Here is a 15,875-nt window from a genome sequence, read left to right as displayed (position 1 = left end):
GCCGGCGATAGGGCCGGTGAATTTTCGCAGCGTTCTGACTCAGTGGACCGCCACATCCTGCCGCCCTGCCCAGCCCTGGCTGCGTGCCCGGTACTGCCGCGGTGCAATGGCGAACCACTCACGAAAGCGCCGGTAGAAATGCGGGAAGCTGACAAACCCGCTGGCCACCGCCACTTCGGTCAACGACTTGTTGGTGTGTTGCAACAGCTGCCGCGCATGGGTCAGGCGCAGCTCCAGGTAATACCGTGGCGGCGTGGCCTGCACATGGCGGTGGAACAAGCGTTCCAGGTGCCGGCGGGACAACCCCGCATGTTCAGCGATCTCGTCGATACCGATCGGGTCTTCGATATTGGCATGCATCAGCTCCAGCGCCAGGCGCACGCCGTGAGGCATGCCAGGGTCAATGTCCGCCACGCCGGCCGTAGTGTCATTTGCCACCCGCGAACGGTCGCACGCCAGCATCTGTTCCACGGCCCGCCGCAACGGCACCCCACCCGCCTGCTCAAGCATGGCCAGCATCATGTCCAGCGCGCTGCAGGCACCTGCGCAGCTCATGCGCCTGCGGTCCAGCACATGGGCCTGGCGGCTGATCCGCACCTTGGGGTAGAGCTCGTTCATCATCGCCCGGCCATCAGGGTGAAAGGCGCAGTCGTGGTCATTGAGCAAGCCCGCCTCGGCCAGGAAGTAGGCACCGTTCCACAAGCCGCCCAACTGGCAGCCCTGCTGGTCGGCCTGGCGCAGTTTGGCACGCAACTGGGGGGCCGCTTGCAGGCGCACGCGTAAACCGCCGCACACCAGCAGGCAACCCAGGCCTTGCACCTGCAAATCGCTTAGCTGGGTGTTGACCGGCAAGGCAATGCCCAGGTCGCTCATCACCTGCGGCCCCTCGCCCACCACCTCGACCTGGAACAACGGCGTGGCGCTCATCAGGTTGGCGGTCACCAGGCTGTCCATTGCAGCGGTGAAGGCCATCATCGAGAAGTGTTCACGCAGAACGAAGGCCACCCGCTGGCAGGGCATTGGCAGTGAAGTGCGAAAGCCGGGCTCCAGATGGGCCAGGTTGGTGTTCTTGAGGATGCTTTCGAAGTGGCTCATGGCTATTAACTCAACAGCGAGAATCGCATTGGCTGCTTCGCGGACTTGCCCGCTCCCACAGGCATTGCACAGTGTTCAGAACCTGTGGCGGACCTGTGGGAGCGGGCGAGCCCGCGAAAAAGCCAACGCTGATGGATCAGGTTACTGACCGGCCTGGGCCGCAGCATCACGCGAGGCTTGCAGCCACTGGTCAAACTGCTGACGGTGGGCGGCAACCCATTCCTTGGCATGGCGGGTAATGTCGGCAGGCTTCTTCTCGCCCTGCTGCATCTTCAGGTTCTGGTTGCTCTCGTCGTCGGTGCTGATCTGCACCAGCGACAGAAACTTCAGCGCCGCCGGGTTCTTCTCGGCAAAGTCCTTGTTCAGCACCGCCACCACCTTGTCGATGGCAAAGCCCAGGTTCTTGCCGTGATAGGTGGTATCGACGTCGTTGTTGCCATCCGGCAGGTCGGTCTTCGGTACTTCCAGCCAGACGACGTCCTTGCCCTCCACCAGTACGCTGGCAATCCACTGTGGCACCCAGGTGAAGTACAGGATTGGCTTGCCTTCCTTGAAGCGGGCTATGGTGTCGGCCATCAACGCAAAGTACGAGCCCTGGTTCACGGTTACGGTCTTGTCCAGGTCGTAGGCCTTCATGTGGTGGGAGATCACCAGTTCGCAACCCCAGCCCGGGTTGCAACCCGTCATGTCAGCCTTGCCGTCGCCGTTGGTGTCGAACAGTTTGGCGATTTCGGGTTTTTTCAGGTCGGTGATGTACTTGATGTTGTATTGGTCGGCCGTTTTCTTGTCGATCAGGTAACCCTGGGCAACACCGGGCAGGATATTGCCGGTCTTGACCATTACGTCATCGCCACCGGCCTGCTGGTAGAACTTGTCGTGCAGTTTTTCCCACAGGTGCACGGTGAAGTCGGCATCGCCGTTGGCCAAGGCCACCATCATCACGCCGTATTCGGTCTCCTTCGGCTCTTGGACCTTGTAGCCCAGCTCGCGCAGGCCCTCCATGGCCACTTCGCCACGGAAACGCTCTTCGGCAATGGAGGGGAAGATCGGCGTCACCTTCACGCCGTCGCCAGGTTTGTCCGCCGAAGCGTGTGCGGCCAGCGCGGCGGCGGCCAGGGTCAGCGCGGTCGCGCATTTGAGGATGCTGCGGGAGAACTTGGATGGGTGCATCGTCGCTTACCTTTTCTGTTTTTCTTCAAGTGCGGCAGGTCGAACGTTTCAGAAAGTCTTGTGCGGTTCAGGCAGTCTTGCGCCGCCCTTGCGGTTGTGCGGCACCACACAGGCGCAGCACCACGCCTACGGGGCCAGTGTGGTACCAGCGCACGCCAGGCTCGGCATTGCTGCGCGTGCCCATGGCCTGGGTCAGGCGGTCGAGGAAGATCGCCAGCAGCACCAGCCCTACACCGCCGACCGTGGCCAGGCCCATGTCCAACCGGCCGATACCGCGCAGCACCATCTGCCCCAGGCCACCCACGGAAATCATCGAGGCGATCACCACCATCGACAGCGACAGCATCAGGGTTTGGTTGAGGCCCGCCATGATGGTCGAAGTGGCCAACGGCAGTTGCACGCGGGTCAACATCTGCCGTGGCGTGCAGCCAAAGGCGCGAGCGGCCTCGATCTTGTCCTCCGGTACCTGGCGGATGCCCAGGTTGGTCAGGCGCACCAGCGGCGGCAAGGCGAACACGATGGTCACCAGCACCCCGGGCACGTTGCCGATGCCGAACAGCATCACCACCGGCACCAGGTACACGAATGCCGGCAGGGTCTGCATGGCATCGAGCAGCGGGCGTACGATGCTCTCCAGGCGGTTGCTGCGGGCGCAGGCGATGCCCAGCGGAACGCCGATCACCGCGCAGAAGAATACCGAGGTCAGCACCAGCGCCAGGGTGGTCATCGACTCGGACCACACGCCGATCAGGCCGAGCAAGGTCAGGGTGATGAAGCACAGCAGTGCCATGCGCTTGCCCGCAAGTTGCCAGCCCAGCAACGTCGAGAGCAGGATGCCGAGGGTGGGCGGAATGCTCTGCAGGGTGAACTCGATGCCGTTGAGCACCTGGTCGATCGGCCAGCGAATGGCGCGGAATACCTCGCGAAAGTTGTGCACCAGGAAGTTGAGTGTCGCGGTGACCCAGTCACCCAGGGGTAGCGTGACCGCCTGGAACGGGTCGAGAAGGCTGAATTCGGACATGAGGGCTTACCTCTTGGTGGCTTAGTTGCGGCTCAGGGTCTGCAGCAGCTCGTTCTTCGACAAGGTGCCCTTGAAGGCGCCCTGGCGGTCGAGTACCGGTACCGGGTAAGGCAGGTCGGCCGCAATGCCGAGCACCTCATGCAGCGGCGTATCGGTGTAGACCGGGCGTTGCTCGTGCAGGCTGTAGCGGTCACTGGCGCTGGCACCCTTGGCGTCGGTGTCGACCACACCCAGCAACTGCCCACGGTCGTTGACCAGGTAGCCGAATGGAACACCGGCCTGGAAACTCGGAGCCTTGCCGTTGACCTTGCACACCACCGCCGGATCGAACCGGGCCACATCACCGGCCTTGAGCACGCGCGAGCTGTCGAAATGCTTGAAGAAGGTGCGCACGTAATCGTTCGCCGGCTGGTTGATCAGCTCTTGCGGGGTGCCGATCTGCACCACGCGGCCACCTTCCATGATGGCGATGCGGTGGCCGATCCGGATGGCTTCTTCGATGTCGTGGGAAATGAAAATGATGGTGCGCTGCTGCTCGGCCTGCAGACGGATCAGCTCGCCTTGCATTTCGCTGCGGATCAGCGGGTCGAGGGCCGAGAACGCTTCGTCCATCAGCAGGATGGCCGGGTCGTTGGCCAGCGCCCGGGCCAGGCCCACACGCTGCTGCATGCCGCCCGACAGCTGGTGCGGGTAGCTGTGTTCGTGCCCGGCCAGGCCAACCTGGCTCAAGGCCTCGCGGGCACGGCTGTGGCGTTCGCTTGGCGCTACGCCGGCAATCTCCAGGCCGAAGGCGGTGTTTTCCAGCACGCTCATGTGCGGCATCAGGGCGAAGGACTGGAACACCATGCCCATTTCCTTGCGCCGCACGTCGAGCAGGGCCTTGTCAGAGAGCCCGGTAATTTCCTTGCCGTTGAGGTGGATGCTGCCGGAGGTGGGTTCGATCAGGCGGTTGAACAACCGCACCATGGTCGATTTACCCGAGCCAGACAGGCCCATGATGACGAAAATCTCGCCACGCTTGACGGAAAAGCTTGCATCGAAAACGCCGACGACGTGGCCGGTCTTGCTGAAGATCTCGTTCTTGTCGGCGCCCCTGCGGAGCATCTCCATGGCCATGTTCGGGTTGGGCCCGAACACCTTGAAGATATTGTTTACCGAAAGAATCTCATCGGCATGGCTCATACGACCCTCTTTATTATGCTTATAACCAATCTTTCAACATCGCACTTTCAATAAGGCGGTAGAGATCAGTGCGAGTACGCTTGGCAGTCCGTTCAAATGCGAACGTGAGTCAGAACCGGCACGCAGAAAATCCTGCTTCAAAAAATTATTCGACATCGATGTCTCGAATGTCGCGCCGTAAGCTCAACGTTAGGGCGTGCACCCTTGGCGGTCCAACGACATTTGTTCGCCGCTAACCATTACCTGAAGTTATCAATCACGCTAAGCCGCTGCCCTGAGGCCCGGGCGCCCTTACCAGGCAGCGTGGAACACGCTAGAGTGGAGCGATTGGCCACCCCCCCAAGGACCACGTGCCCGCCCCATGGTCAGACACCTCGAACCCGATCAGACGCTGATCAAGATGCCCTCCCTGCGCGCCGTGAAGGTCTTCGTGGCCGCCGCCAGGTACCAGAACTTTACCCGTGCAGCCGAGGCGCTGTGTGTCACCCAGGCCGCAGTCAGCCGGCAGATCCGTGAGCTGGAAACCTACCTGGGGGCCGAACTGTTCAATCGGGTCGGCCGTGCAGTGGAGCTCACCGTGGCCGGCTCGATCTTCTTCGATGCGGTGCAGTTGTCGTTCGTCAACATATCCCAGGCCGCCGAGCGTATCCGCAGTAACACCAATACCAAGCACGTGGTCACCTTGTGCTGTTCGCCGGCGTTCGCGGCGTTGTGGATGGGGCCACGGATGCCGAAGTTCTTTGCCGAAAACCCGGATATCGACATCAATCTGGTCACCACGCAGAACTTCCTGTCGATGGAGCCGGGTGTGCGGCCTGACATCTACATCACCAAGCTGGGCAAGGTGCAGGCTGGCTACAGCTCGCACCCGCTCAACCATGACGTGATCTACCCGGTGTGCACCCCACAGTACCTGGCCCGGCACCCCGAGGTGCAGACGCTGCAAGGCTTGCGCGATGGCACCCTGCTGAACCTCAGCCCTTATGGGCGTTCGCAGGTGGCCGAACATGTGGACTGGAACGTCTGGCTGGCCTTCCACGACGTTGACCTGAAAAGCCGCGCCAATACCGCACCGCACTTCTTCAACGCCAACGACTACAACCTGCTGGTGCAACTGGCCCTTGGCAACCAGGGCGTAGCGCTGGGCTGGCACCACCTGGTGGCACAACTGGTGGCCCAGGGGCTGCTGGTGCGCCCGGTGCAAGAGGAGTTGGTGCTCAAGGACACCTTCCACTTCCTGGCCTTCAACGAAGACAAGGAACATGAGCCCAGTTGCCTGCGCTTGCGCGACTGGTTGCTCGAAGAGTTCCAGCCGTTGCTGGATTCACTGGGCAGCAGCTGAGCCGCTGTTTCACAGGCGCGCAAAGGCCGGCACTGCCCACCCGCTCACTGCGGTAACAGCTTGCAACCAGTCCAGCCCACCATTGAGGCACTTTCCTCACACGCACGCCCCGGCATCTGTTAAAAAGCCCACATGCCCACCCTTTTCCTCTCCCACCTACGCCGCCGCTGGCTGACCTGGTTGTGTGCCAGCTTGCTGGTGATCGGCCTGCCCAGCAGTTGCGCGGTGCTTCAGCACAAAGAGCGCGAACTGGTGTTCCGCATCGAACCTGGCCAGGCCAGCTGGTTCCGTGGCCTGCCCAGCGGTGTGCAGGAGCTTGACCTGCGGCCGCGCAGTTTCGCTGCCAATCAGAGCCTGCACGCCTGGTGGTGGCCGGCCAGGCGCGCCAATGCCCCGGCCATCCTCTACCTGCATGGGGTGCGCTGGAACCTGACCGGGCAGTTGTTCCGCATCGAGCAGTTGCATGCCATGGGCTACTCGGTGCTGGCCGTGGACTACCGCGGCTTTGGCCAGAGCCGCGGCGGGCTGCCCTCCGAGGCCACGGTCTATGAGGACGCGCGTATCGCCTGGGAGCGCTTCGCTCAGTTGCAACCCGACGCGGGCAAACGGCTGATCTTCGGCCATTCGCTGGGCGGTGCGGTGGCCGTGGAACTGGCCCGCGCGCTGGCAGCCGAAGCACGCCAGGGCGGTGCCGCGGCCCCGGCGCGTGGGTTGATACTGGAATCGACATTCACCTCGTTGGGCGATGTCGCCGCTGCGGTAGCCAATACGTCACTGCCGGTGCGTTGGTTGCTGTCGCAGAAGTTCGACTCGCTGGGCAAGATTCAGGACATCGGCTTGCCCGTGCTGCTGGTGCACGGGCTGGATGACCGCTTCGTGCCAGCGCGTTTCAGCCAGCAGCTGTACGAGGCGGCCCGGCAGCCCAAAACCCTGCTGCTGGTACCGGGTGCCAGCCACAACAACAGCATGAGCCTGGCCGGGCCGCGTTATCGGCAAGCGATCCAGGCGCTGCTCTGAAAGCGTTACTGGCCCCCTTTGTAGGAGCGGCCTTGCGTCGCGACTGGGCTGCGCAGCAGCCCCGGCAATGTGTCGTCATGGCTACGATCCGGGGGGCGCTACGCGCCCCTTTCGCGACGCAAGGCCGCTCCTACAGGGGCCAATACAACAGCCAAAATCACTGTACGGGCAGGAAGTTCATCAGCAGCAGGCTCTGTGCATAGTTCAGCCCGATCCGCCGATACCGCTCGTCCAGCAACTCTGCCAGCAAATCCAGGCGCGCCACGATCTTCCCGAACTCCACGGCGAAACTCAGGTTGCTGCCCTCTTCGGAAATCTCGTTGGAAAACAGCAGCAACACGCCATTGGCATCTTGCCGCTGGCTCAACATCCAGGTGGCCTTTTCGATATTGCGCGCGGCGTTGTTGATGAACAGCGGGTCGATCGTGTCGGTCATGTAGAACTCGGTGCGCCCGCCGTGAGCGGTGATCAGCATGCTGCCGATGGCATAGATGAAGGCGCCGACGCGGTCACCGCGAAAATCCGGGCTCAACGCGTAACTCAAGGCTGCCAGGTCGCGACGGTTGCCCAGCTGCGCCAGCGGCTGGCGGTGTTCGATGGCCTTGCGGATCTGCCGCTCGGCAGTGGCGGCGTCGACGTACCCCGACATCTTCAACTGATTGGGGTTGCGCAGGTACAGCTTGTTCATCAGCAGGTACAGGCTTTGCAGGTTGTCGCGCATCGACAGCGTGGCCAGGCGGTCGACACTGGTCTGGAACAGTTCGCTGGGCTTGCCGTCGGCAAACTGGTCGAGCATGTCGCGGCCCTGTTCCTGGGTGCAGGCACACAGGCAGGTGAGCACGCCTGCCAGCAGCACGCGGGGAATCAGATGAGGGTAGCTTGCAACCATCGGCACCGGGTCGATATTCGGCGGCCGCATCGGGGATTGATGTGGCCTGGCCAAGCATAGAGCGCGGAAATGGCAAAAAGTGCAGTGTAAATGCCGCCGCAGGCCCGGCGGCATACCCTCACATGGCGTGGCGCAACTTCTCCACCATCTGCGCGTGCAGCGCCGGGTCGCCACAGGCCACTACACAGCCGCCGTGCTGCGCCGAACTGCCATCCCAGGCGCTGATCACCCCACCCGCCCCTTCGATGATCGGCATCAGCGCCTGTACGTCATAGGGTTGCAAGCTGGCCTCCACGATCACATCGACGAACCCCGACGCCAGCATGCAGTAGGCATAGCAATCGCCGCCGTAGCGCATCAGCCGCGCCTGCCCGGCTACCGCCTCGAACGCGGCCTTGCGCTCGGCTGTGTCGAACATGTCGGGGGTGGTGCACATCAGCGTGGCCGTAGCCAGGTCGGCGCAGTCGCGGGTACGCAAGGGTGTAGCGTTGCGCCAGGCCCCCTCGGGCGTGCCAATGAAACGCTCGCCGGTAAAGGGCTGGTTCATCACCCCCAGTACCGGGCGGGTACCGTCGTTCAGCGCAATCAGCGTTCCCCACAATGGCAGGCCGGTGATGAAGGCACGGGTGCCGTCGATGGGGTCGAGCACCCAGGTCAGCGGGCTGCTGCCCACCGCCACCCCGGCCTCTTCGCCAAGAATGCCGTGGTCCGGGTAACGCGCCTGGATCAACGCGCGCATCGCATCCTCGGCCGCCTTGTCGGCCACCGTCACCGGATCGTACAGGCGCCCCCCCTTGTCCTCGACGTCCAGGCTGGCACGGAAGTACGGCTTGATGGCCTGTGCAGCGGCGTCGGCCAGTTGCTCGGCGAATGTACGCAACTCACCAATCTGTGGGGCACTCAGGGACATTGGGAACAGGCCTCGTGACAGTTATGAAGGTCGGCATAATACCCGACAACCTGCATTGCACCAGCCGTACGCGCAAAGTGCCACTATAATGCCACTAGCGGTCCTTCATTTAACCGTCACTCATTCGTTGTACTAGGATACCGATCAGGTGCCCACACCAGCCGAGGATGCGGCTGGCAGATACGCAACGGCACAACCCTTACTGGCCTTCATGGACGATACGATGAATTCGAAACAGCTTTACCCGCAAATTGGCAAAGTCATCGCCAGCACCGGCAGCCATCAGTTTCCGCGCATGCTGCACGACCTGATCCAGGCTCACCTCGCCATCGACGCCATGCAGATCCGCCACCTGCCTGGCCTGCCTTGCGAATCGAGGCTGTTCGATGAAACGGTATTTTCTTCCCAGGCACAGCCAGGCAGCGACTTCAACGACCCTGCCCGCCTGCACCGTATCAGCCATAAAGGCAATGCGCGCATGGAGATCCAGGTGCTGCGTGCCGACTCCACCTACGGTTTTTCGAGCTTCGAGCGCCGCCACCTGGACGCGATTTCCCCCTTGCTGCTGCCCATGCTGGAAAAGCACATCGACGCCTTGCAGCCCGGCCCCGAGCGCCATGCCCGGGAAAACCTCGAACAGCGCTTCGTCGACCGCCTGGCGCAGTCGGGGCTCAAGCTTTCCGAGCGCGAGCGCCAGGTGTGCCTGGGGTTGCTGGCCGGGCATACCGCCCCACAGCAGGCCGAGCGGCTGGCCTTGAAGGTGAATACGGTTGAAAGCTACCTGCGTCGGGCGGCGATCAAGCTGGGCATCAGTGGGCGGCATTCGCTGATGCGCTGGATGTATGCCGAGGGCTGATTAGTGTTTTCCTGTACCGGCCTCTTCGCGGGCAAGCCCGCTCCCACAGGTACATCACAGGTTCTGAAAACTGTGCAAAACCTGTGGGAGCGGGCTTGCCCGCGAAGCGGCCGGCACAGGTCTGCCTCAATCCCGGGCTAACGCCTCGATCGGATCAAGCCGCGCTGCGTTCCTTGCCGGTACAAACCCGAATACCACACCGATCAGCGTCGAGCAGGCAAACGCCATGACGATCGAGGCTGGCGAAAACACCATTTCCCACTGTTTGACGAACAGCTCGAACAGGTACCCCACGCCATACGACAAGCCGATCCCGACCAGGCCGCCAAACAGGCACACCATCACCGCCTCCACCAGGAACTGTTGGCGAATGTCCGACTGGCGTGCCCCCACCGCCATGCGAATGCCGATCTCGCGGGTACGTTCGGTCACCGACACCAGCATGATGTTCATCACCCCGATGCCGCCCACCACCAGCGAAATCACGGCAATCAGTGACAGCAGCAAGGTCAGCGAGCGGCTGGTCTTCTGCACTGTCTGCATGATGCTGTCGAGGTTGTTGGTGAAGAAGTCCTTGGTCCCATGGCGCTGCAGCATCACCCGGGTCACCTCCTCTTCAACGCGCTTGCTGGGCACGCCATCCTTGATGCGCACACTGATGCTGTCCAGGTGCCGCTGGCCCAGGATGCGCCCGGCAGCGGTTTCGTAGGGTACCCAGATGTTCAGCTGGTTGCTGGCGACGAACAGGTTCTTGTTTTCGGCCGTTACCCCGATCACCGTGCACGGCAGGTTGCCGACCAAAATCACCTGCCCCAGCGGGTCAACGTGGGGGCCGAACAGGCGCTTGCGGGTGTTGTGGTCGATCACCACCACTTGGGCCTGGCGCCGTGCATCGTCGGCGCTGAACACGATGCCGGCGGCCAACGGTATGTTGCGCACCTGAAAATAATGCTCGCTCACGCCATTGAGCTGCGCGTCCACGTCCAGGTTGCGGTAGCGCACCAGGGTGCTCTGGCCGATCACCGGGGTGGCGCTGTCGACGTAGTACAGCGCGTTCAGCGCTGCCGCGTCGGCAGGTAACAAGGTTTCGATGGTCTTGGCCCGGCTGTCACCGAAATTGCTGCCGGAGTAGATGTCGATGGTGTTGCTGCCAATGGCCTGGATGTCTTTCAAAACATAGCCCTTGGCACCCTCGCCAATGGCCGAGATGGACACCACCGAGGTGATGCCGATGATGATCCCGAGCATGGTCAGCAGGGTGCGCATGCGGTGCGAGATCAGCGCGAGCCACGCCATCTTGAACGCCTCGCGAAACAGCCCCAGGCTGACCCACAGGCGGCGCCCAACCGCCACCTGGGCCACAGGTGCCGGTTGGGCTTCAGGTTCAGCGATGGCGATGGCGGGTGAACTGGTACGCCGGTCGCTGACAATCTGCCCATCACTGACCTCGATGATGCGTTCGGCATGCGCCGCCACCTTGGGGTCATGGGTCACCAGGATCACCGTGTGCCCGGCCGCGTGCAGCTCCAGCAGGATGTTCATCACCTCCTTGCCGCTGGCGGTGTCCAGTGCGCCGGTCGGCTCGTCGGCCAGAATCACCTGGCCGCCGTTCATCAGTGCCCGGCAGATACTCACCCGCTGCTGCTGGCCCCCCGACAATTGGCTGGGGCGGTGCTCCAGGTGGTGCTTCAGGCCCAGTCGGGTCAGCAGCTCGCACGCCCGGGCATGGCGCTGGCCCTGCGGCGAGCCTGCGTACACCGCCGGTATCTCGACGTTGTGCAGCGCATCCAGGTGCGGCAGCAAGTGGTAGCGCTGGAAGATGAAGCCAAAATGGTCACGGCGCAGCGCCGCCAGGGCATCATCGTCCAGCTCCCGGGTTTCCTGCCCTGCAACCTGGTAGCTACCGCTACTGGCGTGATCGAGGCAACCAAGGATGTTCATCAGCGTCGATTTGCCCGAGCCTGAGGCGCCGATGATCGCCAGCAGCTCACCGCTGTGAATCTGCAGGTCGATACCCTTCAGCGCCAGGAATGCTCGATCGCCTGCCTGAAAACTGCGCGTCACCCCCTGCAAGCGCAGCAACGGCTGTGCCGGCTTGCATTTCACCGCCGTGCCTGCGCCAGGCTGCACATTCATGTTCATGCTCACGCCCCCGTTTCGCCTGACACCGGTTCGCCAATCACCACCCGGTCACCTTCGGCCAGGCCATCCTCGATCTGCACCTTGACGTTGTTGTTGATGCCCGCCTGCACGTTGCGCAACTGGGCGAAGCCCTTGGCGTCGAGCACCCGCACCGGGAAGCTGCCATCAGCGTTGCGTGCGCCCAGCGCGGCCACGGGCACGGTGAGTACGCCGCGGGCGGTGTCGAGCACGATATGCACCTGCGCAGTCATGGAAATGCGCAGGCGGTGGTCGGGGTTGGGTACTTCGAACAAGGCGTTGTAGAACACCGCGCCAGTCGGCTTGCCACTGCTGCCTTCCTGCTTGTCGCTGCTTTGTGCGTAGTTCTGCGGTGCGGGTTCGGTGCCGCGTAGCTTGGCGTAGTAGCGTTTGTCCTCGCCAAGGATGGTGAAATAAACCTCCTGGCCAGGGGCAATGTGGATCACATCGGCTTCCGACACCTGGGCCTTGACCGTCATGGTGTCGAGGTTGGCCAGCTTGAGCAGCACCGGTGCCAACTGGTTGGCGATCACGGTCTGCCCCTCCTGGGTGACGATGCCCACCACATGGCCGGTGATGGGCGCATTGATGCGGGTGTAGCCCAGGTTGACCCGGGCCGTGTCGATTTCCACCCGCGCACTCTGGAGCTGCGCATCCAGCGAGCGCACCGCAGCCTGCTGCACTTCGTATTCCGACTCGGCATTCTCGAAGTCCTGGCGCGACACCGACTCGTCAGCCTGCAGTTCGCGGTAGCGCTGGTACACGCGCCGGGTCTGTTTGAGCTGGGCCAGGGCCGAACGCCGTTCGGCCTGCAATTTCTCCTCGTCCACTTCTGCCTGGCGCAGGGTATTGCGCAAAACCAGCGGGTCGATCTCGGCCAGCCACTGGCCCTGGGTGACCTTGTCGCCGAGTTTGACCTTCAGCGACTTCAACTGCCCGGACACCTGGGCACCTACATCCACCTGCTTGATGCCTTCGAGCGTGCCACTGGCCAGCACCGCGTTCTCGATATCGCCACGCTCGACCGTGGCGGTGATGTATTGCGGCGGCTTGGCCGGGGCCTGAATGGCGTACAGGCTGATGCCTGCAACCAAGGCCACTGCCAGGCCGAGGCCGAATTTGCGCAATCTTGACTTGTTCATGAACACTCACTTTCCCAAGAAATTCACTCGACCCTGGCAGCGCTTGCCCCTTGCCGAAGGCAGGGGGCAAGCTGCCGTGGTCACGGGCTGACCTTGCCGTGCTGCACGGCCTGGCCGTCGTGCCACCAGGCCGCCAGGCTGAACACGTCCGGCACTTTCAAGATGCTGAAGTGGTCGCCCGGCCCCTGCCACAGCCTCAGTTGCGGCATCAGTTGCTGCCAGCCTTCCTGCATGGCGGCGTGCTCGCGGGCGTTGCCCAGCGCGTCGAGTTGCGGGTCATCGACCAATACCAGGCCCACCGGCCCGGTATACGTCAGCGACGGCCGATAGACGGTGCGCAGGGCCGTGGCGAAGGAACGCACTGTGCCCTCCAGCACCGCTGGCGTGGACCGCGCTGGCAACAGCCCGTTGCGCACCATGCCGGCATGCAGCTGTCGCAACTGCTCATCAGCCGTGGCCAGGGCAAACGCTGCCGGGTCGATGGCCAAGGTTTTTCCGGTAGACCGTTGCAGCGCTTCAACCAGCTGCTGCAACGCCTCGCCGAAGGTGTACGGCTGGCCGCACGTTCCTCCGGCGCCCGGCGCCTCGCTGTCGATCAGGGTCAACGAGCGCACCGGCCGGCCCTTGGCCTGCAACCGGGCGGCGATGGCATGCGCAACCCACCCGCCGAACGAATGCCCGACCAGGTTCAACGGCCCGTGCGGGTACACCGCCTCTATCGCCTGCACATGGCTGTCGGCGGCGGCTTCGACGGTACTGTGCGGTATGCCGGCACCGTCCAGGCCGCGGGCCTGCAAGCCATGCAATGGCCAGTCCGGGCCCAGGGCTTCGGCAAGGCCAATGAAGCTGGTGACGCTATCCCCGGCCCCCGGTACGCAGAACAGCGGCGCGTGCCCGGCGTGCCCGCTCTGAATCGCCACGTGCGCCACCGGGGCCGGTGCCACAGCGTTCGGGCAACCGGCAAGCGCCTCGCTCATCACCTGCCCAAGGGCAGCGACGTGCGGGGCCTGCATCAGGCTGCGGTGGTCGCCCGGCACCGTCAGGGTCTGTAAGCGCTGGCCGGGCAGTGCCTCGCCCCAACCCAGGGTCGGCAGAGGGTCCGGGCCCTGCTCGGCGCGGAACAGGTGCACCGGTATGTGCAACGGCGCCGGGCGGTAATGCGCCAAGGCATAGCCATGAGCCAGTTCACGGCTGAAATAATGCAGCAGTTGCGCATCGCTCATGCTCGCCCACAGGCCATAGAGCAGGCCCTGCGTTCTACAGGTAGCCAGCAACGTGGCGAAATCCGCCTGTACGGCCTCCAATTGCTGCAAGTGCGCAACCTTACCGGCAGCCGCCGGCCCTTGCGTGCCCCAGAACGCCGAGCAGTTGAGCAATAGCTGCCGTTCCAGCGCGTACTGCCCGGCCCAGCGCGCCTTGCCCTGGTCAGCCAGGCGCGGCGCGTAGGTGTCGATCAGCCCGACGAATTCGACGCTTTCGTCAGCCCCCAGCAACTGGTTGGCGATTTCGAAGGCAACGATGCCGCCGAACGACCAGCCAGCCAGGCGGTACGGCCCGTGCGGCTGAACCTGGCGCATCTGCCCGATGTGGTAGCGGGCCAGGCACTCCAAGGTACGCGGTTGCGGCTGCTCGGCAGGTACGCCGGGCAAGCCGTAGATCGCGAACTCGCCGCCCAGTTGCTGGCCCAGCACGGGGAAGTAGAAATCCAGCCCGGTGAACTCGTGGACCAGGAACAGCGGCGTGCCTGCCGTACCGGTACGTACCGTGACGGCCCCACCCGCTTGCCTGGTGTTGTCGTCCAGCCGTGCTGCCAGCAACGCGACGCTGGGCTGCTGGAACACATCGTTCAGGGCTGCCTGCAAGCCCGCTTTGCTGAGCCTGTCGAGCAGACGGATAGCCGCCAGGGAATGCCCGCCCAGCTCGAAGAAGTTGTCGTGCCGCCCTACCCGCTCCACGCCCAGCAGCTCGGCCCAGAGGGCCGCCAGCAAGTGTTCGGTGTCGCCTTGCGGGGCTTCGAACGGGCGCTCCAGTACCGCGCCCGGCGCTGGCAGTGCCTTGCGGTCGAGCTTGCCGTTGGGGCTCAGCGGCAGGGTGTCCAGGTGAATCAGTACCGCCGGGACCATGAACGCCGGCAAGCGGCTGAGCAAAGCGGCGCGCAGCACCTCCAGCGTATGGTGTTGCCCGGTGTAGTAGGCGAGTAATTGCTGTTCGCGTGCGATCACCACCGCTTCCTGGATACCTTCGATACCGGTGAGGCAAGCCTGGATTTCGCCCAGCTCGATGCGTAGGCCATGCAGTTTGACCTGATCGTCGTTGCGGCCGAGGTATTCGATGTTGCCGTCCGGCAGGTGACGCGCCAGGTCGCCGGTGCGGTACAGGCGTGCGCCGGGTACGAACGGATCGTCGATGAAGCGCTCGGCGGTCAGTTCGGCGCGGTTGAGGTAACCCCGGGCCACCTGCACGCCGCCGATGTAGAGCTCGCCGGCTACCCCCTGGGGCACCGGTTGCTGCTGGTCGTCGAGGATGTACAGGGTGGTGTTGGCGATGGGTTTGCCGATCGGGGTGTTGTCCGGGGAGGTGGTGCAGTGCCAGGCGCTGACATCCACCGCGGCTTCGGTCGGGCCGTAGAGGTTGTGCAGCTCGACGGTTGGCAGCTGAGCGTGGAAACGCCGTACCAGATTCCCCGGCAACGCCTCACCCGAGCAGATCACACGTATCAAGGGTAGGCGCGGCATTGTGTTGTGATCGGGCTGCGCGGCAGCCCCGGCGGTAATGGTGTCGGCTTGGAAATCCTGGGGCCGCTGTGCGGCCCTTTCGCGACACGAGGCCGCTCCCACAGGGGCTGTCGAGGACAGGAACACGTCGAGCATCGAGGGAACGAAATGCAGGGTGGTGACGTGCTCGCGGGCGATTACCTCGCGCAGGTATTCGGGGTCTCGGTGCCCACCGGGGCGGGCCATCACCAGCCGTGCGCCGGTCTGCAACGGCCAGAGGAACTCCCACACCGATACGTCAAAGCTGAATGGGGTTTTCTGCAGCACCACGTCGGCCGCATCCAGGCCGTAAGCGTCTTGCATCCACAGCAGGCGGT

Annotated in this window: 12 protein-coding genes; 3 read left to right on the top strand and 9 right to left on the bottom strand. The window is 63.6% G+C overall.

The window, feature by feature from the left end; translation table 11 throughout:
- Positions 1–39: 39 nt before the first annotated feature.
- The 4 genes from GYA94_RS06170 to GYA94_RS06155 form a co-directional block, all read right to left on the bottom strand.
- Positions 40–1,095 carry a GlxA family transcriptional regulator gene (locus GYA94_RS06170; protein WP_161891981.1) on the bottom strand — a complete coding sequence of 352 codons (1,056 nt, stop codon included), beginning with the start codon at positions 1,093–1,095 and terminating at the stop codon, positions 40–42.
- A 141-nt stretch (positions 1,096–1,236) separates the two neighbouring features.
- Positions 1,237–2,265: a glycine betaine/L-proline ABC transporter substrate-binding protein ProX gene (gene proX / locus GYA94_RS06165; protein WP_161891980.1), complete on the bottom strand. Its 1,029-nt coding sequence runs from the start codon at positions 2,263–2,265 to the stop codon at positions 1,237–1,239.
- A gap of 67 nt (positions 2,266–2,332) precedes the next feature.
- The gene (gene proW / locus GYA94_RS06160) at positions 2,333–3,286 is read right to left on the bottom strand and encodes a glycine betaine/L-proline ABC transporter permease ProW (RefSeq protein ID WP_054912985.1); all 954 of its coding nucleotides are present in this window, start codon (positions 3,284–3,286) and stop codon (positions 2,333–2,335) included.
- Positions 3,287–3,307: 21 nt separating this feature from the next.
- Positions 3,308–4,468, bottom strand: a complete 1,161-nt coding sequence (locus GYA94_RS06155) for a quaternary amine ABC transporter ATP-binding protein (protein ID WP_110677507.1) — start codon at positions 4,466–4,468, stop codon at positions 3,308–3,310.
- Between the two features lie 361 nt (positions 4,469–4,829).
- On the opposite strand from GYA94_RS06155, the gene GYA94_RS06150 reads away from it, so the two are divergent.
- Positions 4,830–5,810: a LysR family transcriptional regulator gene (locus GYA94_RS06150; RefSeq protein WP_054912987.1), complete on the top strand. Its 981-nt coding sequence runs from the start codon at positions 4,830–4,832 to the stop codon at positions 5,808–5,810.
- A gap of 132 nt (positions 5,811–5,942) precedes the next feature.
- Positions 5,943–6,827 (top strand): alpha/beta hydrolase, encoded by an 885-nt coding sequence (locus tag GYA94_RS06145; RefSeq protein WP_161891979.1) that lies wholly within the window; start codon positions 5,943–5,945, stop codon positions 6,825–6,827.
- 157 nt (positions 6,828–6,984) lie between these two features.
- Here GYA94_RS06145 and GYA94_RS06140 read toward each other — a convergent pair whose 3' ends face one another.
- Positions 6,985–7,746, bottom strand: coding sequence for a hypothetical protein (locus tag GYA94_RS06140; RefSeq protein ID WP_371928258.1), 762 nt, complete (start codon positions 7,744–7,746; stop codon positions 6,985–6,987).
- Between the two features lie 88 nt (positions 7,747–7,834).
- Positions 7,835–8,626 carry a histidinol-phosphatase gene (hisN, locus tag GYA94_RS06135; protein ID WP_161891978.1) on the bottom strand — a complete coding sequence of 264 codons (792 nt, stop codon included), beginning with the start codon at positions 8,624–8,626 and terminating at the stop codon, positions 7,835–7,837.
- 223 nt (positions 8,627–8,849) lie between these two features.
- On the opposite strand from hisN, the gene GYA94_RS06130 reads away from it, so the two are divergent.
- The gene (locus GYA94_RS06130; RefSeq protein WP_110677511.1) at positions 8,850–9,482 is read left to right on the top strand and encodes a helix-turn-helix transcriptional regulator; all 633 of its coding nucleotides are present in this window, start codon (positions 8,850–8,852) and stop codon (positions 9,480–9,482) included.
- 126 nt (positions 9,483–9,608) lie between these two features.
- Here the strand turns inward: GYA94_RS06130 and GYA94_RS06125 are convergent, their stop codons facing one another.
- The 3 genes from GYA94_RS06125 to GYA94_RS06115 form a co-directional block, all read right to left on the bottom strand.
- Entirely contained in the window at positions 9,609–11,618 is a 2,010-nt protein-coding gene (locus GYA94_RS06125) for a MacB family efflux pump subunit (RefSeq protein WP_161891982.1), read from the bottom strand.
- A gap of 8 nt (positions 11,619–11,626) precedes the next feature.
- Positions 11,627–12,784 carry a macrolide transporter subunit MacA gene (macA, locus tag GYA94_RS06120; RefSeq protein ID WP_161891977.1) on the bottom strand — a complete coding sequence of 386 codons (1,158 nt, stop codon included), beginning with the start codon at positions 12,782–12,784 and terminating at the stop codon, positions 11,627–11,629.
- Between the two features lie 80 nt (positions 12,785–12,864).
- The coding region (locus GYA94_RS06115) for a non-ribosomal peptide synthetase (RefSeq protein ID WP_161891976.1) at positions 12,865–15,875 on the bottom strand (3,011 nt) is incomplete at its 5' end.

Source organism: Pseudomonas juntendi, assembly GCF_009932375.1.
Classification (GTDB): domain Bacteria; phylum Pseudomonadota; class Gammaproteobacteria; order Pseudomonadales; family Pseudomonadaceae; genus Aquipseudomonas; species Aquipseudomonas juntendi.
Note: the sequence above shows the minus strand (reverse complement) of the source record. Positions and strands in the feature narration are given on the sequence as shown.

Bases quoted from the DNA above. Each gene is read 5' to 3' on its own strand.
- GYA94_RS06170 (WP_161891981.1), bottom strand. From the start codon at position 1,095: ATGAGCCACTTCGAAAGCATCCTCAAGAACACCAACCTGGCCCATCTG.
- proX (WP_161891980.1), bottom strand. From the start codon at position 2,265: ATGCACCCATCCAAGTTCTCCCGCAGCATCCTCAAATGCGCGACCGCG.
- proW (WP_054912985.1), bottom strand. From the start codon at position 3,286: ATGTCCGAATTCAGCCTTCTCGACCCGTTCCAGGCGGTCACGCTACCC.
- GYA94_RS06155 (WP_110677507.1), bottom strand. From the start codon at position 4,468: ATGAGCCATGCCGATGAGATTCTTTCGGTAAACAATATCTTCAAGGTG.
- GYA94_RS06150 (WP_054912987.1), top strand. From the start codon at position 4,830: ATGGTCAGACACCTCGAACCCGATCAGACGCTGATCAAGATGCCCTCC.
- GYA94_RS06145 (WP_161891979.1), top strand. From the start codon at position 5,943: ATGCCCACCCTTTTCCTCTCCCACCTACGCCGCCGCTGGCTGACCTGG.
- GYA94_RS06140 (WP_371928258.1), bottom strand. From the start codon at position 7,746: ATGCGGCCGCCGAATATCGACCCGGTGCCGATGGTTGCAAGCTACCCT.
- hisN (WP_161891978.1), bottom strand. From the start codon at position 8,626: ATGTCCCTGAGTGCCCCACAGATTGGTGAGTTGCGTACATTCGCCGAG.
- GYA94_RS06130 (WP_110677511.1), top strand. From the start codon at position 8,850: ATGAATTCGAAACAGCTTTACCCGCAAATTGGCAAAGTCATCGCCAGC.
- GYA94_RS06125 (WP_161891982.1), bottom strand. From the start codon at position 11,618: ATGAATGTGCAGCCTGGCGCAGGCACGGCGGTGAAATGCAAGCCGGCA.
- macA (WP_161891977.1), bottom strand. From the start codon at position 12,784: ATGAACAAGTCAAGATTGCGCAAATTCGGCCTCGGCCTGGCAGTGGCC.